General features: G+C 45.7%; 16 protein-coding genes. All 16 read right to left on the bottom strand.

The features are described 5' to 3' along the window. Positions 1 to 103: 103 nt before the first annotated feature. The 16 genes from pgsA to dapG all read right to left on the bottom strand — a co-directional run bounded on the left by pgsA (position 104) and on the right by dapG (position 17,250). Complete coding sequence (gene pgsA / locus MHI48_RS11725) at positions 104 to 691, bottom strand: CDP-diacylglycerol--glycerol-3-phosphate 3-phosphatidyltransferase (protein ID WP_017689114.1); 588 nt, start codon at positions 689 to 691, stop codon at positions 104 to 106. A gap of 322 nt (positions 692 to 1,013) precedes the next feature. Then, positions 1,014 to 1,505 carry a YajQ family cyclic di-GMP-binding protein gene (locus MHI48_RS11720; RefSeq protein WP_047842512.1) on the bottom strand — a complete coding sequence of 164 codons (492 nt, stop codon included), beginning with the start codon at positions 1,503 to 1,505 and terminating at the stop codon, positions 1,014 to 1,016. A gap of 155 nt (positions 1,506 to 1,660) precedes the next feature. Then, complete coding sequence (locus MHI48_RS11715; RefSeq protein ID WP_405144762.1) at positions 1,661 to 1,831, bottom strand: hypothetical protein; 171 nt, start codon at positions 1,829 to 1,831, stop codon at positions 1,661 to 1,663. 67 nt (positions 1,832 to 1,898) lie between these two features. Continuing rightward, entirely contained in the window at positions 1,899 to 2,948 is a 1,050-nt protein-coding gene (locus MHI48_RS11710; protein ID WP_353882703.1) for a RodZ domain-containing protein, read from the bottom strand. Between the two features lie 66 nt (positions 2,949 to 3,014). Continuing rightward, positions 3,015 to 3,782, bottom strand: a complete 768-nt coding sequence (locus MHI48_RS11705) for a DUF3388 domain-containing protein (RefSeq protein WP_036609270.1) — start codon at positions 3,780 to 3,782, stop codon at positions 3,015 to 3,017. Between the two features lie 197 nt (positions 3,783 to 3,979). Continuing rightward, positions 3,980 to 4,243: a DUF3243 domain-containing protein gene (locus MHI48_RS11700; protein WP_017689119.1), complete on the bottom strand. Its 264-nt coding sequence runs from the start codon at positions 4,241 to 4,243 to the stop codon at positions 3,980 to 3,982. A gap of 164 nt (positions 4,244 to 4,407) precedes the next feature. Then, positions 4,408 to 5,178 (bottom strand): elongation factor P 5-aminopentanone reductase, encoded by a 771-nt coding sequence (gene ymfI, locus MHI48_RS11695; protein ID WP_405144007.1) that lies wholly within the window; start codon positions 5,176 to 5,178, stop codon positions 4,408 to 4,410. 1 nt (position 5,179) lies between these two features. Next, the gene (gene yfmH / locus MHI48_RS11690) at positions 5,180 to 6,460 is read right to left on the bottom strand and encodes an EF-P 5-aminopentanol modification-associated protein YfmH (protein ID WP_405144005.1); all 1,281 of its coding nucleotides are present in this window, start codon (positions 6,458 to 6,460) and stop codon (positions 5,180 to 5,182) included. Between the two features lie 3 nt (positions 6,461 to 6,463). Continuing rightward, positions 6,464 to 7,744 (bottom strand): EF-P 5-aminopentanol modification-associated protein YfmF, encoded by a 1,281-nt coding sequence (gene yfmF, locus MHI48_RS11685; protein WP_074094590.1) that lies wholly within the window; start codon positions 7,742 to 7,744, stop codon positions 6,464 to 6,466. A gap of 126 nt (positions 7,745 to 7,870) precedes the next feature. After that, positions 7,871 to 8,698 carry a spore cortex-lytic enzyme gene (gene sleB / locus MHI48_RS11680; RefSeq protein WP_405144003.1) on the bottom strand — a complete coding sequence of 276 codons (828 nt, stop codon included), beginning with the start codon at positions 8,696 to 8,698 and terminating at the stop codon, positions 7,871 to 7,873. 198 nt (positions 8,699 to 8,896) lie between these two features. After that, the gene (locus tag MHI48_RS11675) at positions 8,897 to 11,635 is read right to left on the bottom strand and encodes a DNA translocase FtsK (RefSeq protein ID WP_405144001.1); all 2,739 of its coding nucleotides are present in this window, start codon (positions 11,633 to 11,635) and stop codon (positions 8,897 to 8,899) included. A gap of 90 nt (positions 11,636 to 11,725) precedes the next feature. Then, complete coding sequence (locus tag MHI48_RS11670; RefSeq protein WP_036670404.1) at positions 11,726 to 11,956, bottom strand: YlzJ-like family protein; 231 nt, start codon at positions 11,954 to 11,956, stop codon at positions 11,726 to 11,728. Then, the gene (locus tag MHI48_RS11665; protein ID WP_036609439.1) at positions 11,953 to 12,714 is read right to left on the bottom strand and encodes a ClpP family protease; all 762 of its coding nucleotides are present in this window, start codon (positions 12,712 to 12,714) and stop codon (positions 11,953 to 11,955) included. The genes MHI48_RS11670 and MHI48_RS11665 overlap by 4 nt, the downstream gene beginning before the upstream one ends. A gap of 233 nt (positions 12,715 to 12,947) precedes the next feature. Further along, entirely contained in the window at positions 12,948 to 14,627 is a 1,680-nt protein-coding gene (locus MHI48_RS11660; RefSeq protein ID WP_036609284.1) for a ribonuclease J, read from the bottom strand. 476 nt (positions 14,628 to 15,103) lie between these two features. Beyond that, positions 15,104 to 15,982, bottom strand: a complete 879-nt coding sequence (dapA, locus tag MHI48_RS11655; protein ID WP_100529411.1) for a 4-hydroxy-tetrahydrodipicolinate synthase — start codon at positions 15,980 to 15,982, stop codon at positions 15,104 to 15,106. Positions 15,983 to 16,029: 47 nt separating this feature from the next. Next, positions 16,030 to 17,250, bottom strand: coding sequence for an aspartate kinase (dapG, locus tag MHI48_RS11650; RefSeq protein WP_036670402.1), 1,221 nt, complete (start codon positions 17,248 to 17,250; stop codon positions 16,030 to 16,032). Positions 17,251 to 17,257 lie beyond the last annotated feature (7 nt).

The raw sequence follows: 17,257 nt of genomic DNA, 5'->3' as shown, positions 1-17,257 counted from the left end.
CATCCTCCTGTACACGTGGTGAGTGATCAAAGGGCAATAGGATAATTTCCTATTGCCCCTGACCCAATGCTTCCTTCATGATTACCCATTTAAGAACAAACCATTATGCTTTTGTTAAATGAAGCAGGTTTTTGTTTTTGATAAAGTAATCGATACCCGACCAGATGGTAATAAGCGCTGCTGCCCATACCGCGATAATATCAACGTGAATACCCGTGTATGAAAACGGGAAATTGTTCAACAGCAACAGCACAATCGCCACAATCTGCACTACAGTCTTCAGCTTGCCCCAAGCACTGGCGGCAACAACCGACCCATCCAGCAAAGCAATTTGACGCAAGCCGGTAACTGCGAATTCACGACTAATAATCACAACTGCAATCCAGGAATCCAGCTTGCCCATCTCCACAAGCGAGATCAAAACTGCAGTAACCAGCAACTTGTCTGCGAGTGGATCGAGCAGTTTCCCCAGATTGGTAACCATGTTATTTTTCCGCGCAAGGTATCCGTCAATTCCATCTGTGCTTGCGGCGATGATAAAAATAACAGCAGCAATCAGTTGATTATACGGAAGCGACAAGCTTCCAAGCTGCAACGGCTCTGGATAAAATGGAAAATCCACGAGCAGGAACACCATCAAAAAAGGGATTAAGCAAATTCGTGCAAGCGTAATCCGGTTGGGTAAATTCACAAGACGCCCTCCCTCATATCCTCCATTACTCCAAACAATCATCATAATCCCGTTATCATCATCCGGAACATGAAATGTACAGTTTCAATGTCAATCATCCATATTAACATGATCCCACTATGTAGAAACGCAAAAAATAAAGTCAACCGCTCAAAAGCAAAACGCTTTAAACGTTCCGGTGACTTCCAGAAGATGTACTGCTTTTCACAAAGTCAGCAAACGATGAGGACTGGACTTGATGCTTGACTGCCAGCAATGCACACTTAGTATAATATACGCCCAATACCGTGTCAAAAAACACTTTTGCTACAAAAAGGCCTTATTACTTGAAATTTGTATATTGCAAATCCAGAGGCAGGTTAGCACCATTTAGCAACTGCATGACAGCTTGCAAATCATTTTTACTCTTACCAGTTACCCGAAGTTGATCTCCCTGAATCTGACTCTTCACCTTCATCTTGGAATCCCGAATCAGGATATTGATTTTCTTGGCGATGTCCTGATCAATCCCCTGTTTAAAATTCAAACGCTGGCGGACTGTACCAGAAGACGCTGGCTCTACCTTTGCGTAATCAATGTTTTTCAATGGTAGACCACGCTTCGCCATTTTGGATTGAAGCACGTCAATGACAGCCTTGAGTTTGGTTTCATCATCAGATACGATCGTTAACGCATCCTTATCCAGTTTCAGGCTACTCTTGCTGCCCTTGAAGTCATAACGAGCGCCAATTTCTTTCTCGGTTTGTGTAACGGCATTTGTCAGTTCTTGCAAGTCCATTTTGGACACGATATCAAATGAATTTTCTGAGCTCAAACCAGTCACCCTTTCAGTTAATCGTATGTTCTGTAACATTATAGAGGATACCTTAAGCAAAAGTCTAATTTCAAGCTGTTTTACACAAAGAAAAAAGCATTTTTGGCTTCCACTTCAAGTGGCTGCCAAAAATGCTTGCTGGTTTAGCTTCCAACCTAATAGCGGCTACGGTTGGGCTGTCTGAACATATCGAGCACACCCAAAAGTACATGTGCAAGTCCAAAACCCAATATTCCGTAACCCCAAGCACTTGGAGTCAGGTAATAACCCAGGAGGCTGACAATGATCCCTAAACCTATTACGATCCAGCTGACTGTCACAGCCATCCACCTCACTTCACCAAAAGTTAACTGCAAGTTAAGACACGATTATTGTCTCCTGCAGTTGACCCGGTTATTCGCTACCAGTGGTACCCCCTGTACCGTCCGTTGATCCATTTTCAACACCTGTGGAAGAAGGAGTGCCACTACTATCTTCACCAAGCTTCAAACGGATCCGATTGGTCGCCTTGCCATCCGTTACAACCTGCCCGCCAACCTCAATCGTGGTCGCTGCAGCGTAACCGGACTTAATATACATGCCTGTACTATCAAGCTCAAAGGTATAGCTGTCACCTTCGGCTGTGTTACCATACTCCAACTTCTCTCCACTGGAGTTTTCGCCTTTGTACACTTCCAGCCAGCTATGACCTGTGGCTTTGATCGTAACCGTTACAGGTTGCCCTGCACTACCGTTAACTTTAAAGTTCGTAATATTTCCTGATTTCCCATCTTCTGCAACACTCACATTAGATGGTGAATTGTCAGTTGGTTCTTCCTCAGTTTCATCCGTCTGTCCGTCCGTTTGGCCATCAGTTTGACCGTCCGTCTGTCCTTCCGTGTCTGTACCGCCACCGTTACCGCCAGCGTCGCCCTCACCAGTACCGTCAGTACCTGAGTCTGTCGCAGGCGGATTAGATGCCTGTCCGTTGTCGGCAGGTTGATCCGGTTTGTCCTCAGGCTGTTGTTGACTGTCTGTAATTTTGACCTGATCAAGACCCGGATTATCTGATTCATCACCATTGTTATACACCACGTATACATACAACAGTACTACGATCAAAACAGGGAATGTCCACATCAACGCGACAGACATCCACCGATTACTACGCTCAACCGGACGGCTGGAACGCTTCTGAATAACCGGTTCCATCGTTGCTTCCGTCTCTTCTTCGGGTACGTCTTTTTTGTGTCCCTCCAGCAGCTCATCAGGGTTCAGTCCCACGGTCTCCGCATAGGTTTTGATGAAAGCACGCACATAGAAGCTACCCGGCAGCACTTTATAGTCTCCTGCTTCTATGGCCTCCAGATACCTCTTGCGAATTTTTGTCATTTCCTGTACATCGTCAAGACTCATCCCTTTTTGCAGCCGGGCCTCCCTTAACTGCTGACCCAGTTCAGACATGCCATCTCCTCCTTATGTTTATCTCTTGAGTTGTTGCTAATCTATTCCATGATTCCGTACGGTTCCTTACAATTCATCGGTGTAGCTAGCCGTAAACGTATCATAAATAATCTCTTCATTGGGAATGTTACGCAATTCAATAATAATATCAAAATCATTAAAATCATATTCGGATTCCTGTACAAAAATATCCGGATGTTCAATAACTTTGGTGCTAGGCATGGACATAATATCCTGCAACAGGTTGTAATGCCGCTCACTGGAACGAATCGTACTTACAATTCCGTCAATGATGAAGACATTGTTTGGGTTCAATTCGTCTTCGGACATTTGACTCCTTATCGTCTGACGAAGAAGTGTGGAGGAAACAAACGTCCATCGCTTCATTGCACATACGCTGCCCGCAATAATAGACTCTGTTTTGCCAACACGAGGCATTCCGCGCAAACCGATGACCTGATTGCCTTCCCTCTTAAATACTTCACCCAAAAAGTCCACAAGTAACCCAAGTTCATCTCGAGTGAAACGAAATGTCTTGCGATCATCCGAGTCACGGTCAATGTATCTGCCATGACGTACGGCCAAAATATCCACCAATTTAGGTTGCCGCAAAGCCGATACGGTGATGCTGTTTACTTTGCCAAGCATTTCACCAAGCAAACGGATTTTTTCATCATCATCCGATTCAAGCAGCATGCCTCGAGTTTTGCCTTCAACACCGTTAATGGTCAATATATTCACTTCAAGCATCCCCAGCATAGAGGCAATATCGCCTAACAAACCGGGTCTGTTCTTATGTATTTTATATTCCATGTACCATTGTTTAGATTCCATTTCAACACCCCGTAATGCATTATTCCCCATTATTCGACAGCAACAGAACATATCCACTGGACAACAATCTGAGACATCTTCTAAAAATGGGTCACGTTAATGATATATAAAATGAAAATGAATTACAAGAACAGCTCTGTAATCCGTTTGTAATCATTAGAGAAAAGCCCCCTTGCGGGAGCTCTTCATCTGTAATCTTATGCGTTTTGTTTGGCCAATTTGACCATCAGGCACGCAATCGTACGACGCTCATCAGCATCGCCGACATCCCATAACTCTTTCAATGCCCGGTTGGAATGGTTCGCCGGATCGACTTTCTCATCAAGGAAGTCGCCGATTTCATACGCAAGTTTGTTGATGGTTTCTTCACTCATCCCCATCTTCTCTGCTTGCAGTACGCGGTCACCCAGGAACTTCTTCCATGTGTCAAAACTGGAGAGCACTGTTTTTTCTGTTGACATGATAAATCCTCCTTAGATGACGCATGAGATTTAAAATCAACAGTTGTAATATGTGCTTTCGAGGCATTTTATATACGAGCATTTTGAAAATAATCCGGAAGACGACTGCTTCTCAGCAACCTTCACCCGGTTCGTTCACAGCCAGGCAAGTTTTCTTGCTTTTTTTACGTTAACCAACCGCCATTTGGACTGATGATCTGCCCATTGATATAACCCGATTCAGGGAGAGCCAAAAAATAAACCAATGATGAGATTTCATCAGGTTGAGCAAGTCTTCCTGCCGGAATTTCCTCTTCCAGCATCTTCAGTTCACTCTGATCCAGATGGCTCAGCATGGATGTCTGAACGGCACCAGGAGCAACGGCATTTACAGTTACTCCGGAAGGTGCGAGTTCTTTCGCAAGCGCTTTGGTGAATGCATTCACCCCACCCTTAGTTGTGGAATACAGCACCTCACAAGAAGCACCAGACAGCCCCCAGATCGACGATACATTAATGATCCGGCCGTACCTTTGGGAGATCATGTGAGGCATCATTTCCTGTGTACACATAAACGTGCCTTTGAGGTTAATCGCCATCACTTCATCCCAGATCTCCTCTGTAACATCAGACAACATCCCATAGTGCGAGATTCCTGCATTGTTCACAAGGATATCTGGCATGAGATTGTGCGACTCCAGCTTCTCACGCATACGCTCAATCTGTTCCCGGCTGCGAAGATCCGCAGACACGGTCATGATTTTTCCACTGCCTTGTTCCATGCACCGTCTGGCGGCTTCATTCGCTGCTTCATGCGATCTCATATAGTGTATAACAACATTCATTCCCACTCTGGCAAAGCGTTCTGCGATAGCCGCTCCGATGCCACCGCTTGCGCCAGTTACCAGTACAGTCATTTCCCCGATTGCCTTCAATTGTCCCGTTCCCCTCTCCATATCAAGGACTCACGACTAGCGATACAGCCAGATGATCCCACCGAATATGCTCTCTCAGTCTGAGATTTACATCTTCCAGTGTAATCGATTCATAGAGCGGCAGCATATTGAAAAAATCACCGCCACGGAATTGCTGACGTGTAAATTCATGCGCAATGTTCTCCGGAGAATTGAGCATACGCAAATATCCGCCTATTTTCTTTTTGCGTGCACGTTCAAAATCCGTGGAATCGAACCCTTTTTCTACAATGGCATCCACTTCTTCACGTATACGCGCGAGCAGTTGATCCGGGTCTTTTGTATCACCACCAATGGCTGAAAAAGCATATTGCGGCGAACTGTTATACTCATGTCCAAAGCTGTCCGAGATCAGATCTTCATCGTAGAGCTTCTGAAATAATCGTGTGCTTGAGCCAAACAAAAGGTCCATCATCAGCTGCGTTGTCATATCTTGCCGTAACAATTGTTCCCCCGTGAGTCCAACGTCCGTCTCCTTGAATCCAAACAGACATTTGGGCAGTGAAACAGCCAGTTTCGCTTCCCGTCTGGCTTCTCCTACCTGCTCAGGCTCCGGTTCGAAGAAACGTTGAATGCTCCCCTGTGGCTTATAATCCTTCTGCTCCTGGTTCGATCGAACCATATCAATGACTTCTTGTGGATCTACACCACCCACCACAAACAAGAGCATATTACTCGGGTGATAGAAGGTGTTATAACACTCATATAACATCTCTTTGGTAATCGTACGGATGGATTCCACCGTTCCTGCAATATCGATATGCACCGGATGTTTTTGATACATGGCTTCGATCAATCCAAAATAAACACGCCAGTCCGGATTATCAGCATACATGTCAATTTCCTGTCCAATAATGCCTTTTTCCTTTTCCACATTTTGATCCGTGAAGTAAGGATTTTGCACAAAGTCGACTAATGTTTGTATATTTTCATTCACATATTCGGTCGCTGAAAACAAATAAACCGTCTGATCAAAGCTCGTAAATGCGTTAGCTGAAGCACCATGAGACGCAAATGTTGCAAAAATATCACCTGTTGGTTCTTCAAACATTTTATGCTCCAGGAAATGAGCAATCCCATCCGGGACCTTCACTGCTTCCTGCCCTTCAACCTGAAAATGATTATCCACCGATCCATACTTGGTTGCAAACGTAGCATACGTTTTCTGGAATCCCGGTTTAGGCAAAATATACACATGCAGTCCGTTATCCATTACTTCGTAATATAGTGTCTCCTGCAAATGCTCATACCGAATGCTCTCCACCGATTATTCCTCCTTCTCGTCCCGCAAGAAATAAATCGTATCCAGACGGAATTGTTCTGCCGCCTCACGTACATCTTCCTTGCTAATATGTTCTACCTGAGCCAACAGTTCTTCAGCCGTTCTTTCTTTGCCAGACAACTGTCGATTGAAGTCATAAGCGATCATCTCAAAAGCAGAATCCTGCATTTCCTTAAGCAAGTTACGGATCATTGCTTTGGTCTGAGACATTTCCAGATCACTGATTGTACCGCTTTTCATTTCTTCCAGCTGCTGCTTGATGATAGTAACGGCCTTCTCATAATTAGGGATTTCAATCCCGGATTGAATCGTTGCAATGCCCTTATGTCCGTCATATCGCGAAGACGCGTAATATGCCAGGCTTTCTTTTTCACGAACATTTACAAACAGTTTGGAATGAGGATACCCACCGAGAATCCCGTTGTACATTAGTGCTGCGGCATACTGAGGATCTCCATAAGTGATAGATGTACGGAGTCCCATATTGAGTTTTCCCTGACTCACATTCAGTCGCTCAACAACGGTCTCCACTTCCTTATCTCCTCGAACCGCTGCCTGTGTCTGGTAATCGGAGGAGGACGTTCGATCTACATTGAAATGACGCTGAACAAGGTTCTCGACCTCCTCCAGTGTCGTATCCCCTACCACGTACAGATCCATACTCGCCTGCTGCAGCCACTCCTGATAAGACGCAGTAAGTGTGTCAGGCTCAATCCCGGGCAGATCCTTTCGCTCACCCAGTGGGTGAAGACGGTACGGCTCGTTCTTGCACATTTCCTCAATACTGCGTTCAGCGGCATAGCGCATTTTATCATTCACGATGGACTCCAGCTTTTTACGAACAGTCTCTCGCTCTGCTTGTACATAAGACGTCCTGAAATGTCCATTCTCCTGTGCAGGTCGTGTAAGAACCTCTCCTAGGAAGGCAAATGAACGATCCAGTAGCTGTTCATCTCCTCCAACAAAGGAATCATTAATGGTATCCATTCGGAACTGTACAATCTGGTAATCCCCGCGTTTATAGACGTCAAAACCAAAACCTGCTCCATACAGATGCTCCAGTTGCTCACGAAATTGCGTTGTTTCCGGATAGGACTCCGTGCCGCGTCGCAGAACAAAAGGTGTCAGCGCTACTTTGGTTACTGTATCCTCCCGTAAGGGAACTCCTGCATATAACGATATAGCAAACGTTTTAAAACGTTTAGTTGGAAGCACATGTATACGAAACTCTCTCTTGCTACCTCGTTCGAATCCTGATGTATTCAAATGTCAAAACCCCTTTACGGCGTCATTTATCATGCAATCATTTTAAGCTAAACGTAACAACCATTTTAACCCATTCAAAAGGCAAGAAGCAACCGAAGTCACGCCTTCTGGTTGCTTCCAACATCATCACATACAAAAGATATGCTGTCCGATTGTTTTCACTTGTGGACGGGTCCAGATCCATTTGGATGTTGCTGTCTTAGGGTTAAAATAATAGAGACATCCACCGGACGGATCCCATCCATTCAGGGCCTGCTCAACTGCCTTTTTGGCTTGTGCGTTTGGTTCCAAATAGATCTGTCCGTCCGCTACAGCCGTAAATGCACCTGGCTGAAAGATCACGCCAGAAGGCGTATTTGGAAAGCTTGGTGATTTCACGCGATTCATAATTACTGCTGCTACTGCGACTTGACCTTCAAACGGTTCACCCCGGGCTTCACCATATACAGCGTTAGCCATAATCTTGAGTTCATTCTCTGAGAGACCAAGGGCATTGGCAGATCCCATATTGTCTTGCTCTTTATCTGCCGTATTGTTGCTGTCTCCACCCCCACCTGAGGATTCCTTGTGTAGCGGTGGCTCTGTTGGCGACCATTTGGTTGACGCATTGTACAGCTTGAGCTTGGTCTCAGCTCCAACCACACCATCTGCCTTCATGCCAAACTCGGATTGAAACCATTTAACGGATTTCAGTGTGCTGCTGCCAAAATTACTGTCGATTTTACCATTGTAAAATCCCAGGTACTTCAGACGCCCCTGAAGCTCATATACATCCTGACCGTAACTTCCATATTTCACTGTATTGCTGCTAAACGTAGGCAAGGCCTTTTCTTCTACCTGCGGTGTACGCTCGGCTGAACTTTCAGTTGCTGTATTCCCAGGAAGCAAATAACGAATTCCCAATGCGGATATCAGCAAAATAGCAGTGAAAAGCCATAGGTTCATTTTTCGCATCGACTGTGCTCTACCTTTCTCTTGTGGGATTAACAGAATCGCTAAGGTTATTATGACAAGCCTGCTTGTTTCCTATGCACCAAAACATCCGATCTTTGGAGTAGATGGCAAAACTTCAGTCTGCTGAGCAAGCAAAAAGCCCTCAACCAATACGGTTGAGGGCTTAAACGATTCGTTGTAACCATTTTACATGTTAAACTACGAACTTATTTTATTCTGCTGATACTGTTCAAGTGAAACCAGTACTTCCCTTGGTTTGCTACCCTCGTAAGGACCAATCACGCCCCGGGATTCCATGGAGTCAATCAAACGTGCAGCACGGGTGTATCCTACTCGCATTCGACGTTGTAGCAGAGAAACAGACGCTTGCTTGGCCTCCAGAATAATCTGTACTGCCTTTTCGTATAACTCGTCCTGTACTTCATCTTCAGCCTGGATAGAGTCGTCCACCTCAGGTACAAGGGACTCATCATACTGTGCTTCACCTTGACCACGTACATAATTAACAATATTTTCCACTTCTTCATCACTCATAAAAGCACCTTGTACACGAACCGGTTTTGATGCGCCCATTGGCATGAATAACATGTCTCCGCGACCCAACAGTTTCTCAGCCCCCCCCATATCCAGAATGGTTCGAGAATCCACCTGTGAGGATACACCGAAGGCGATACGAGAAGGTATGTTGGCTTTGATTACGCCAGTAATAACATCCACAGAAGGCCGCTGTGTAGCAATAATCAGATGGATACCGGCTGCACGAGCCATCTGGGCAAGCCGAGCAATCGCATCTTCAACATCTCCGGCAGCAACCATCATGAGATCTGCAAGCTCATCCACTATGACAACAATATAAGGCAGAACAGCCGCAGGATTATCTTTCATCAGATTATTGTAACCTTCAACGTTACGAGTGCCTGATTTGGAGAACAGTTCATATCGTTTCTCCATCTCAACCACAATCTTTTTGAGAGCAAGTGACGCTCTCTTAGGATCAGTTACTACCGGTGCCAGCAAATGGGGAATCCCGTTATATACGTTCAACTCAACCATCTTGGGATCGACCATCAGGAACTTCACTTCATCCGGCTTGGCTTTGTACAATATGCTGGTAATAATTCCGTTAATACACACCGACTTACCGGAACCTGTAGCACCCGCAACCAGCAAATGGGGCATACGAGCCAAGTTACCAATAATCGTCTGTCCCGAGATATCTCGGCCAAATGCAATGGTCACTTTGGATTCTGCATCCTGGAACGTTGCTGTCTCCATTACTTCACGCATCGTTACAACCGATACTTCACCATTAGGTACTTCGATACCAATAGCAGACTTTCCGGGAATCGGTGCTTCCATCCGAATATCTTTTGCCGCCAGAGCCAACGCGATATCATCAGTTAGGCTGACAATTCTGCTGACCTTGACACCAATGTCAGGTTGAATTTCATATCTTGTAACAGCAGGACCCCGAACCACTTCAAGTACTTTGGCACGAACACCGAAGCTTTCCAGTGTGGCTTCCAGCTTACGTGCTGTTTGCATATAATCCTTCTGGTCACCCGCCTTACCCCCATTGTTTGGCTTGGCAAGTAGACGGAATGATGGCAACTTGTACGGCTTAGGAGGTGGCGGTGGTGGTTTCACCGGTTGTGTGTCCTGCCCTTCAGGAGTTGGAGTATCTGTTCCCTGCATTGCATCATTAGATACTTCTTCTCCACTCTGAATCTCATCCACAGCATTCATCCCGTTTGTACCCGCATCGGATGCAGACCACTCTGTCTCTACAAGTTCATCCGTTATTTTAATGGTATGCTCGCCCTGTTGTACTACGTTTGGATCGGCCAGATTATCCGGGAAAGGATAAGCATCGTCCAGATCATCTTCAATGCTTGCCTCTTCTGTTCTGACGTGCTCGAAAAAGTCTCGAATGATCGGCGCTGAATTAGGTTTAGCCTGAACAGGAACACGTGATGAAGCTGATTTGTTAGTTACGTCTTCGGTTGCATCCTGCCACGCCTCTAGATTGTGATCTTGTTCGGCGCGGTACACAATCTGTTCTGTTTCTGCCGAATCGACCTCATCCATTTCACGTCCTGATGTCGCCTGTTCCCGTTTAGCTCCCCATTTCCCAAAAAGTTGGAAGAATATGGGCGAGTTTCGTTTTGGTAGATGCTGTTCCTCTAATTCATCCTCATACTCGTCTTCGTCATCTTCAACAGGAACAGGTACCACTTTACGGGCGTTACCTTTCTTTCTGGCATCAGAAGTTGAAGCAGAACGTGCAGAGGGTCTCGACTCCAGCTTTTTGTACATCGAACTCCCGGCATCCCAAATCTTTGTTCGGAATATTCGTATCAAATCCACATAAGATAGACTCGTAATCAGCATAAAACTGATGATAAACATGACAATCATGATGAGTCTCGCCCCAAGACTGCCGAACAGCCACAGGAAAAGAGCAAATTGCCCAGCTCCGAGATAACCACCGCTGATGTCCTTGTTAAGCATGGAGTCCCTCTCACCTGGCACAGCAGGGGTTAGCAACTCGGTTTGCATATCATTATGTACCTGCGTAATCACAGCACCAGGCTCAAGCGCACCAACCGGAATGAGCTTCTGGTGCATTGCAGAGACAGTACTCATCAAGGTTAAGGCAAAGACCAGCAAAACAAGTCCTGTCTTGCGTGTGGTCCAACCACTAGGCCATTTCCGGTGAATCATCACCATGAGACCATAATAAATACCAACAAGTGGAATCGCAAAATAAAACTTACCAAGCATCAGTCCGAACATCTTGGAAAGCGAACGTCCAACGGTGGCTTCACCCGATAATGCTATGACAGCAAGGGTAATAAGCACAATCCCGTAAATTTCATATTTTAAAACGCCACTAAAACCAGCGCCCTTTTTTTTCCTCTTTTTTCTTCTGGCCAAAATCAGGTCACCCCCAGAAGAATATTATACCATACAAATATAATCCGTACATATGTTCTTTTTCTGCTCAATTTGTCTGAATTCGTCGCGTTATGCTGATCCCAAGTTACCCGAAAGCGGAATGGTCGAACCGGGCATATTAGCAGGATTGAGATAGGCTTCAAGTGGACAATCCAGCAAACGTACAATAACGGCTTCATTGTCATTAACAGGTCTCACCTGCATCAATAAACCATTCATCTTGATCTCCTTTGTATCTTCGCCTTCTTTCCACATTCCCGACCAGAGTTGTTCCGGGGGCATCACTGTATATAATGTCATTGGGTATAACCTCCCGCTTGCAGAGTCTGTCTCTTGTCTCCTATGAGCTGATTTAACTGAGCAATAGCCTGTCCAATCCCGCCCACTGCATCCATTAATCCATGTTTCACTGCATCTGCGCTTCCTACAGCTGTACCAATATCCCGATTCAACTCACCAGTCTTAAACATCAGTTCTTTGAACATCTCTTCAGAGATATTCGAATGAGAAGTCACGAACCGAACAACTCGTTCCTGCATTTTCTCCATATACTCAAACGTTTGAGGTACACCAATGACAAGGCCGTTCATCCGAATTGGATGGATCGTCATCGTTGCACTTCCGGCAATCAGGGAATATGTTGAAGCTACAGCAATCGGTACTCCAATGCTATGCCCGCCTCCAATGACCACAGTCACCGTAGGTTTGCTCAGAGAAGCAATCATCTCTGCAATGGCCAGACCCGCCTCTACATCTCCACCTACCGTGTTCAAAATGATCAGTATACCTTCAATACGCTGATTCTGTTCTGCGGCCACCAGCTGTGGAATGATATGTTCATACTTTGTTGTTTTGTTTTGTGGCGGCAAAATCAAATGCCCTTCGACCTGTCCAATAATGGTCATACAGAAGATATTCGATTCACCTGCTGGCGACTGTGTCTGCCCAAATTGCTGAATAGTCTCTGTCACGGGAGAGATGGCCTTTTCCTCCTGAATCGGAATTTCCGGCGCTTCAACTTCCGGTTGATTGGATCTTGATGCCTGCTTGTCATTCATACGTTCATTCATTTCAATAATCCCCTTCTCCAGAAACATTTAATGTATTTCCTTAGTATGGGGATTTTCCCAACCGCCTTATACCCGCTGCATCAAATTGCTTCACATATTGAAGCTATTGCAGATCTTCCTGAAAACGCAAAAAAAGCCCCTTCTCTACGAGGAACCGTCCAATATTACTCGTAGAGAAGGGGCGACTGTGTGCCTGAATATATGTTTTTGTTTAGCTTATTTTAAACTTCCATAATGATTGGCAAAATCATCGGTCTACGACGAGTTTGCTCATACAGGAAGCGTCCCAGTGCATCTTTAACATTTGTTTTGAGTGAAGCCCACTCGTTAACGTTCTCACTCATCAACTTCTGCAATGTGCTGCTAACGATCCGGTTGGCCTCATCCAATAGTCCTTCCGATTCACGAACATACACAAATCCGCGAGAGATGATGTCAGGACCGGAAACAATTTTTCCATCCTGTTTGCTCAGTGTTACCACAACAACAAGGATACCATCTTGTGACAACAATTTGCGGTCACGAAGTACAATGTTACCCACATCGCCTACACCCAAGCCATCGATCAACACATTACCTGCAGTAACTTTACCTGCTCTACGTGCTGCTCCACCTTGAATTTCAATCACTTCACCGATATCCGTGATGAAAATGTTCTCAGGTTCTACCCCTACAGATTCAGCAAGAACCGCGTGGCGACGCTGCATACGGAATTCACCGTGAATCGGCAAGAAGAATTTCGGTTTCATCAGGTTGAGCATCAGTTTCAGCTCTTCCTGGCTACCGTGACCAGATACGTGGACGCCACTGTTAGCACCGCTGTAATGCACGTTAGCACCCAGACGGAACAGTTCATCAATCGTACGGCCTACATATTTCTCATTACCTGGAACCGGAGTTGCTGCGATAATGACGGTGTCACCTGGCAGGATGTCCACTTTACGGTGCGTGGAACGAGCCATACGTGTCAGTGCTGACATTGGCTCTCCTTGACTTCCTGTGCAGAGAATCACGACACGATCAGCTGCCATCTTGCCTACTTCTTCAGGTTCAATGATCATGCCATCCGGAATCTCAAGATAACCCAGTTCTGAAGCAATACCAACCACGTTCACCATGCTGCGTCCGATAACTGCAACTTTACGTCCAGTCACTTCTGCTGCATTGATCACCTGTTGGATACGGTGTACGTTGGAAGCAAATGTCGCCACAACAACACGTTGACTTGCTTTACGGAAGATATCTTCCAGCACGATACCCACATTTTTCTCCGATGGTGTGAATCCAGGTTTCTCAGCGTTCGTACTGTCGGACAACAGCGCTAACACGCCATTTGTTCCGATCTGTGCCATACGCTGAAGATCTGCATATTGACCATTGACTGGAGTATGGTCGAATTTGAAGTCACCTGTGTGAACAACTGCACCTTCCGGTGTTTCGACACATACACCAACAGAATCCGGAATACTATGGTTAGTAGCGAAGAACGATGCTTTCAGAACAGATCCAAGTTGGATCTCGGAATCAGCATCAATCAGAATACGTTTTGTATCACCCAGCAAATTCGCTTCTTTCAACTTGTTTTCTACAAGTCCAAGCGTAAGTCTTGTTCCGTATACAGGAACATTCAGATGTTTGAGAACATATGGCAGACCACCAATGTGATCCTCATGTCCGTGAGTAAGGATGATTCCTCTTACTTTGTCACGGTTCTCAGTCAGGTAAGAAATGTCAGGGATGACAATATCAATACCAAGCATATCTTCTTCCGGGAATTTAAGACCAGCATCTACGACTACAATGTCGTTGGCGTATTGGATGACGTACATATTTTTACCAATCTCGCCTACGCCGCCCAAAGCAAAAATCATCAGTTTATCGTTATTATTTTTCTTAGACAAATGAATCTAAACCTCCTATGGTAGTTGGACGTCGTACCTTATTATTTATTGTAAGTTAAGAAAAGTAGTCCATACATCACATACCCACCTATCGGGATGAATGCAAAAGAACACCTTTATTCACGATATTTGGAAGAAGTTCTTCGAAGTTATTCCCTTTGACCAACAAGTTGGAGTTGAAATTCCCTCTTAGCCGTTCCTTCCTTTTTCACCGCAAAGCTACACCACGAAGCGATGTCGCTTTCAATTTCAAAAAAATACCGCACCCAGTCACTTGACATCATTATACATGATTAAAAACAAAAAAAACAAGTCACTCTCTCGTTAACCTGTAGGTTTCCCCTTAGCAGTGGAAAAGAAACCTCACATTACTCGTAAAAAAAAGAACCGCAGCCTCTACGAAGAGGAGCGGTTCTTTTGCTGATCTGAAGGATATTCCCATGATTAATAAAATAGTCCATATACAACCAAAATGATTACAAATTAAGCAAACCTTTGATATAAACCTGCTCCTCTTCCGTTGGCGGAATAAGTGGCAACCGTACGGAACCAACGTCTAGACCACGCAATGTCAGCGCATATTTCACCGCTACGGGGTTTGGTAGAGGCTGTGGACACTCAAACAGGCCTTTGAACACCGGGAACAACTGCTGATGAATCTGAGCAGCCTGAAGAGGTGCTCCGCCATAGAAGGCGTCAATCATTTTCTTCATTTCTGCCCCTACGACATGACTGGCCACGCTGACAATTCCATGTGCTCCAACCGCAATCGCTGGTAAGCCTGAAGCATCATCACCGGAATAAACTCTAAAATTTTCTGGAGCACTTGCTGCAATCAGCGTAACCTGCTCCATAGACGCACATTCCTTCGTAGCGACGATGTTAGGAATCTGTGCAAGACGAAGCGTTGTCTCTGCTGACAGGCTGGTTACTGTACGTCCAGGCACGTTGTAGAGCATAATTGGCAGCTTGGTGGAGCCTGCAATCGCTTCAAAATGTTTAAACAAACCTTCTTGGCTAGGTTTGTTGTAATACGGAACAACCAACAAAATGCCATCCACTCCGGCACGTTCAGCTTCCTGTGTCAAATGGATGGAATGTGCCGTGTTATTGCTTCCCGTTCCGGCTATAATTTTGCACCGACCGCCCGCATGTTTCACTGCAAATTCGAATAATTGAACTTTCTCAGTATCACTAAGTGTTGGAGACTCCCCTGTTGTTCCAGAAACCACAAGCGTCTCCGACTTTTGATCTACAATCAGATAGTCGATTAGACGTGCCGTTTCCTCCCAATGAATCTCTCCTTGTTCATTGAACGGAGTGACCATTGCTGTAATCAATCTTCCAAAGTCCAATTCGATTCCTCCTTCAAAACAGGTTTGGCTCCTCTAACTTCAGTTATTTACAAATGAAGTTCGAATGAGGCGTGAAGTGCCCTCAGGGCCTGAACCATATCTTCTTTTTTTACGAGTACCCAGATCGTTGTATTCGAATCTGCCGATTGCAGGATCTGAATGTCTGCCAGTGTCAAGGACTCCACGATTCGAGCCATGATTCCAGGTACACCATTAATGCCTCCGCCAATGACGGACACTTTGGCACAACCGGACAGGCTTTGTGGCTTGAGACCTATCTCCTGCAATACCTGTATGGCTTTCTCGGAATCACTGTCAAAAACCGTATAGACAACTCCCGAGGGGGTAACATTAATAAAATCAACGCTGATTGAATTCTCAGCCATGGTTTTGAACACTTTTAGTTGCAATCGATCTGCACCACCACCAGGCACATCCACCGTAATTTGCGTTACATTGCTCACGTAGGCGATGCCTGTTACATAACGGTCAACAATGCCTGTCTGCACATCCTGGAATCCTTCCGGATGCGTAACCAGCGTTCCCTCCGTGTCTGCAAAAGTAGATCTTACCCGCACTGGAATCTGGGATTGCATCGCAATCTCAACCGCACGTGGATGGATTACCTTGGCCCCGTGGTGGGCCATGTTACAGATCTCTGCATAACTCACAACAGTCAGTGGACGTGCATCCTCAACAATTCGCGGATCAGCGGTGAGTATCCCGTTCACATCTGTGTAGATATCCACCATTTCAGCACGTAATGCTGCACCGAGAGCTGTAGCAGACGTATCGCTTCCCCCACGACCCAATGTCGTGAAGTCTCCGTTCTCTGTCTGCCCCTGGAATCCGGTTACAACAACGACACGGCCAAGCTGAAGCTGCTCCAACACACGAACAGGACGGACATCCAATATCCGGGCATTCCCGAAATTGTCGTCCGTCACAAAACCTGCTTGTGCACCGGTCAGCACTGTAGTTGGAATGCCTTCATGTTCGAGTAAACTGCTCAACGTTGTCGCCGATATGATTTCACCACAGCACAGCAGTAAATCCTTTTCGCGTGCGGATAGTGCGTTTCCGTTCTGTGCAGCCCAGTCCAGCAACGTATCGGTCGCATATGGCTCGCCGCGGCGCCCCATCGCAGACACAACGATGACCAGACTCAATCCTGCTTCAAGTTCACGTTTAACATGACGGAGCACATGCTCTCTCGCCTGAACAGTGGAGAGAGACGTGCCTCCGAATTTCTGTACCATGATACGCATCTTTATT

It is taken from the genome of Paenibacillus sp. FSL H7-0942, from assembly GCF_045040715.1.
Taxonomy (GTDB): domain Bacteria; phylum Bacillota; class Bacilli; order Paenibacillales; family Paenibacillaceae; genus Paenibacillus; species Paenibacillus amylolyticus.
The sequence above is the reverse complement of the archived record's forward strand: the minus strand, read 5'-3'. Positions and strand labels throughout refer to the sequence as shown.

Excerpts from the sequence above, each read along its gene's own strand:
- MHI48_RS11715 (WP_405144762.1), bottom strand. The coding sequence starts at position 1,831 with ATGGCTGTGACAGTCAGCTGGATCGTAATAGGTTTAGGGATCATTGTC.
- MHI48_RS11710 (WP_353882703.1), bottom strand. The coding sequence starts at position 2,948 with ATGTCTGAACTGGGTCAGCAGTTAAGGGAGGCCCGGCTGCAAAAAGGG.
- MHI48_RS11705 (WP_036609270.1), bottom strand. The coding sequence starts at position 3,782 with ATGGAATCTAAACAATGGTACATGGAATATAAAATACATAAGAACAGA.
- MHI48_RS11700 (WP_017689119.1), bottom strand. The coding sequence starts at position 4,243 with ATGTCAACAGAAAAAACAGTGCTCTCCAGTTTTGACACATGGAAGAAG.
- ymfI (WP_405144007.1), bottom strand. The coding sequence starts at position 5,178 with ATGGAGAGGGGAACGGGACAATTGAAGGCAATCGGGGAAATGACTGTA.
- sleB (WP_405144003.1), bottom strand. The coding sequence starts at position 8,698 with ATGCGAAAAATGAACCTATGGCTTTTCACTGCTATTTTGCTGATATCC.
- MHI48_RS11670 (WP_036670404.1), bottom strand. The coding sequence starts at position 11,956 with ATGACATTATATACAGTGATGCCCCCGGAACAACTCTGGTCGGGAATG.
- MHI48_RS11665 (WP_036609439.1), bottom strand. The coding sequence starts at position 12,714 with ATGAATGACAAGCAGGCATCAAGATCCAATCAACCGGAAGTTGAAGCG.
- dapG (WP_036670402.1), bottom strand. The coding sequence starts at position 17,250 with ATGCGTATCATGGTACAGAAATTCGGAGGCACGTCTCTCTCCACTGTT.